Source organism: Humidesulfovibrio sp. (assembly GCF_035560995.1).
GTDB lineage: Bacteria > Desulfobacterota > Desulfovibrionia > Desulfovibrionales > Desulfovibrionaceae > Humidesulfovibrio.
Map to the genome: position 1 here is coordinate 1 of NZ_DATMYK010000238.1, position 3,765 is coordinate 3,765.

The 3,765-nt window shown below is 65.3% G+C and carries 3 protein-coding genes and 1 riboswitch; of the genes, 2 read left to right on the top strand and 1 reads right to left on the bottom strand.

Annotation, left to right across the window (positions count from 1 at the left end; all coding sequences use genetic code 11):
- Positions 1-145: 145 nt before the first annotated feature.
- The gene (locus VN419_RS09335; protein WP_325646800.1) at positions 146-2,134 is read right to left on the bottom strand and encodes an APC family permease; all 1,989 of its coding nucleotides are present in this window, start codon (positions 2,132-2,134) and stop codon (positions 146-148) included.
- Positions 2,135-2,288: 154 nt separating this feature from the next.
- A riboswitch (cyclic di-AMP (ydaO/yuaA leader) is annotated at positions 2,289-2,430 on the bottom strand.
- Between the two features lie 194 nt (positions 2,431-2,624).
- Here VN419_RS09335 and VN419_RS09340 point away from each other — a divergent pair.
- Both VN419_RS09340 and motA read left to right on the top strand, forming a co-directional pair.
- The gene (locus tag VN419_RS09340; RefSeq protein WP_325646802.1) at positions 2,625-2,810 is read left to right on the top strand and encodes a twin-arginine translocase TatA/TatE family subunit; all 186 of its coding nucleotides are present in this window, start codon (positions 2,625-2,627) and stop codon (positions 2,808-2,810) included.
- A gap of 92 nt (positions 2,811-2,902) precedes the next feature.
- Positions 2,903-3,765: flagellar motor stator protein MotA (motA, locus tag VN419_RS09345; RefSeq protein WP_325646804.1), on the top strand; the 863-nt coding region annotated here is incomplete at its 3' end.

The window sequence follows — 3,765 nt, forward strand, 5'->3', positions numbered from 1 at the left end:
GTGTAAAGGAAGTGTCAAGGAAGGCCCCGACGTGACGGCGCCGGGCCCCTTCCCCCGCCCCCCGCGGTGAAATTGGCCCGGCGCCTGGGAAATGCCGCCTCGTCCACTTCGGAGGAGGGCGGGCGGCCATCCGTATGGGGAAGTGCTAAAGCCGTATGGGCATGATGACGAAGGCCACTCCCTGCCGGTACAGCTGGCGCTGCACGGCGAACACGATGTGGTTGTGCAAAAGCCGCGTGAAGAAGGTGTCGCTGGGGAACACCAGCTGCCCGCCGAAGAAGATGGCCCTGGGGAAGCGCCGGCGGATCTCCGGGGCCAGCTTCGTGACCTCCTCGACGACGTCCACGCCCACGGAACTCACCCCCTCGGCATAGATGCCGCGCCTGCGCGCGAAGTCCACGTAGCGGTCCAGGTCGGCCTGGATGTGCGTTTTGAGCGCCTCCATCTCCTCCGCGCCCTTGAACACGCCCGCATCCACCATGCCCACCTGCACGAAGATGATGTTCCGGAACTCGCCGGTGAAGAGCTTGTGGATGCCCATGAGTGTGTGCATCCCCAAGCCGTTGTAACCGTTGACGAGAAGGACGGCGGTCTTGGCGCCGGGGTCGCAGGCTTCCCCGGAACACACGGCGGAGGACTCGAACAGGGGCTTGGTGTCGGCCTCGGCCACGGGCAAAAGTTCGTCCAGCTTCTTGAGCATGCCCCAGGTCTTGTCGTAGTGGCGGCGGATGGTGAGCGCCAGGCCCGCCACCGCGCCGGTGACCAGCAGCGTGGCCCAGCCGCCCTCGAAGAACTTGATGGCCGTGACGGTGACGAGGATGAAGCTGCACAGCACGAGCCCCAGTCCATTCAAGGCCAGGCCCTTTTTCCAGTGCGGGTCGCGGCCGCGCACCTCAATCCAGTGGCGCACCATGCCCAGCTGGGAAAGCACGAAGGTGATGAACACGTTGATGGAGTAAAGCACGATCAGCAACTCCACCGAGCCGTGGCTGATGAGCATGAGGATGAGCGCCGCCACGCCCATGAGCAGGATGCCCTTCTGGGTTACCAGACGGTCGGAGAGCATGGCGAAGCGCGTTGGAAACCAGCGGTCCATGGCCATGTTGGCCAGCACGCGCGGACCGTCGAGGAAGCCCGTCTGGGCGGCCACGAAAAGAATCGCCGCCTCGGAAAGCAGGGTGACCAGCACGAAGGCCTGGCCCGGCGCGCCGAAGCCCTGGGCGATGGTTTCGAACAGCACGGCGTTCAGGGTCTTGCCCTTCACCTCGGCCACGCCAAAGAGAATGTACGTCAGGATGAGGCCCATCACCGTCACCGAGAGCGACACGGCCATGTAGGTCATGGTGCGTTTGCCCGTGTGCACCTTGGGTTCGCGCAGTATTGCCAGGCCGTTGCTCACGGCCTCCAGGCCGGTATAGGTGCCGGCGCCCATGCTGTAGGCCCGCAGGATGAGCAGCACCATGCCGAAGAGCCCCAGCTGGCTGTGCGCCGCGCCGGCGTCGGCCGCGGTGCGTTCCACGATGGCCGGCAGGTTGCCCAGGTGAGTGCCCAAGCCATACAGGATGGCCAGGGCGTGGGTGAGCACAAAGACCAGGAAGATGGGCACCAGCGCAGTGACGGATTCCTTCACCCCGCGCAGGTTGAGCACGATGAGCAGCACGACGCCCAGCACCGCGACGGGCAGCTTGTAAGCTTCCCAGGCCAGGGGCAGGAAGCTGAACAGCGCATCGGCCCCGCTGGCCACCGAAAGGGTGATGGTGAGCACGTAGTCCACGATGAGCGCGCAGCCGGACACCATGCCGAGGCTTGGGGAAAGCAGCTTGCTGGCCACCACGTAGCCGCCGCCGCCGGAGGGGAACAGCTCGATGATCTGCGAGTAGCTGGCGCTGATGACGAAGATGGTGAGCACCGAGGCCAGGCCCACGAAAAGGGCCAGAAAGGTGTGCTCGCCCAGGGCCAGGTAAGCCTCCGCCGGGCCGTAGCACGAGGACGAGAGGCCGTCCGAGCCCAGGCCGACCCAGGCGAAGAAGGCCACCAGGGACAGGTTGTGGAAGATGGACGTGTCCTTCAGGCTCAAGGACTTGCCGATGATGAGTTCCTTGGCCTTGCGGCCAAGCTTGGCGTTCCGCTCCATGGCGTTACTCCCCCAGGCGCGCGGCGGCGCGGCACGGGAAAAGGGCATGGCGAAGCGTCACGGATCGAGGCGGCCGCAACACGGCCAGATAGACGGCGGGCATGAAAATACCTCCGGTACGAATGAATACGGGGGATGGCCCCGTTGTACCGGAGGTCTTCCCCTTCGACGCCTGCGAGGTTAGCTGACGGGCTCGGACCGAAAGGTGTCCTACGCCGCTTTAACGGCGATGCGCCCCAGAGGGAGTGGGTCCCCCGCTCCCGGGAAACATTCCCAGGATTCGGCAACAACTTCCTTACGCCCGGCGTTCGGAGGGTGTCAAGAGACTGCACGGTTGCCAAGTCGGCGGCTAAAGAGATACGCTCAGATGGCCGATGCGCAGGAAGGACGCAGCCCGCCTGTCGGCAAATACGCACAAGGTACGCGTTTTGCATCATTGCGGACCGTGGAGCAGCCCTCCCGGACCGCCAACCGCCAGGGGGTGTGGCGCATGAATCTTACGGGACTGCTCATCGTCGTCATCATCGGCCTGGTGCTGTTCGGCTCCGGCAAGCTGCCGGGGGTGGGCAGCGGCCTCGGCAAGACCATCGCCAATTTCCGGCGGGGGCTTACCGAGCCGGAGGAGATCGACGTCACAGCGAAGAAGAAGGACCAGGAGAACGGGCCAAAAGCCTGACGCCAGGGCCTGCCCGGGCTGTCCGGACCGCCCGGACAGGGAGGCCGGCCCAGCCCGCCAGCATGGCCTGGATCTGACGCCAAGGGGTACACATGTTTGTCATCATCGGCCTCGTCGTGGTCATGGGCTGCGTCATCGGCGGGTATCTGCTGGAGGGCGGCAACCTGCACGTGCTCTGGCAGCCCATTGAACTGCTGATCATCATGGGCTCCGGCATAGGCTCGCTCCTGGTGGGCTCGCCGCTCAAGGTCAACATGGCCATCGGCAAGAACCTCGTCGCCCTGCTGACGGGAAAGCCCAAAGGCAAGGCCCAGTACACGGACATCCTGCTGGTGCTTTTCGACCTGCTTTCCCTGGCCCGGCGCGAAGGCGTCATCGCCCTTGAAGCCCACGTGAACAAGCCCGACGGCAGCTCCATCTTCACCAACCGGCCCAGCGTGCTCAAAAACCACGCCGTGCTCGACTTCATCTGCGACAACTTCAAGGCGTACACGGCCGCCAGCATGGAGCCCCACGAGTTCGAGGCCCTGATGGACATCGACATCGAGTCGCACCACGCCGATGCCCTGCAGGCCCCCACCAACCTGAACCGCATGGCCGACGCCTTTCCCGCGCTGGGCATCGTGGCCGCGGTCATGGGCGTGGTGCTCACCATGGGCAAGCTCTCCGAGCCGCCAGAAGTGCTGGGCCACTCCATCGGCGCGGCGCTGGTGGGCACCTTTCTGGGCGTGCTTTTGTCCTACGGCATCGCCGGTCCGCTGGCCGCCATCATGGGCACCATGGTGGAGGAAAGCACCAGCGAGCTGAACGTGGTCAAGGCGGCCATGAACGCCTTCGCCATGGGCTGGCCCCCGGCCATGTCGCTTGAAAGCGCGCGCCGGGCCATTCCGGCCCACGACCGTCCCGGCTTCGACGAGCTTGAGGACCTGCTGCGCCAGAGCAAGAAGGGCGGCGC